The organism is Micromonospora sp. LOL_023 (assembly GCF_048060115.1).
Lineage (GTDB): Bacteria > Actinomycetota > Actinomycetes > Mycobacteriales > Micromonosporaceae > Micromonospora_E.
Window position 1 is genome coordinate 1 of sequence record NZ_JBHMIM010000192.1, and the last position, 533, is coordinate 533.

A 533-nucleotide genomic window follows, 5' to 3' on the forward strand; every position below is an offset into this window, starting at 1 on the left:
ACCAACGTCCAACACGACATACTCACCACCCCCACCCCCAACGACGTCACCACCCAACTCGAACAACTCGCGGCCGGACCGCGGGCCTAGTCCGTCCGGGAGATTCCGCCATGCGCGTGCTCGCCACCGTGTTCGCGACAAAGCCCCACCTGTACAACCTGGTGCCGGTGCTGTGGGCGATGCGCACCGCAGGCCACGAGGTCTGCGTCGCCAGCCACCCCGACCTGATGGAGACCATCGGGCGGACCGGCCTGACCGGTGTGCCGGTCGGCAACGAGCTCAACATGATGGGCTCGTTGCAGGAGAAGGGGAACGACAGCGCCGGGACCGGTGCCACCTGGGAAAGCCTGACCTCCGGCATGACCGAGACCCGGTCGGAGCGCCTCACCTGGAACTACGTCCTCGGCGCCTTCACGATGGGTTGCTCCGCCGACTACGAGTACCTCACCGACCAGGTGATGTTGGACGACCTGGTGGAGTTCGCCCGCGGCTGGCAACCAGACCTGGTGATCTGGGACGCGTTGACCTTCGCC

At 66.4% G+C, this 533-nt stretch carries 1 pseudogene; it reads left to right on the plus strand.

From position 1 onward, the window contains the following. Positions 1–110: 110 nt before the first annotated feature. Positions 111–533, plus strand: a pseudogene (locus ACFHVL_RS31425) (glycosyl transferase family 28); the annotation flags it as partial.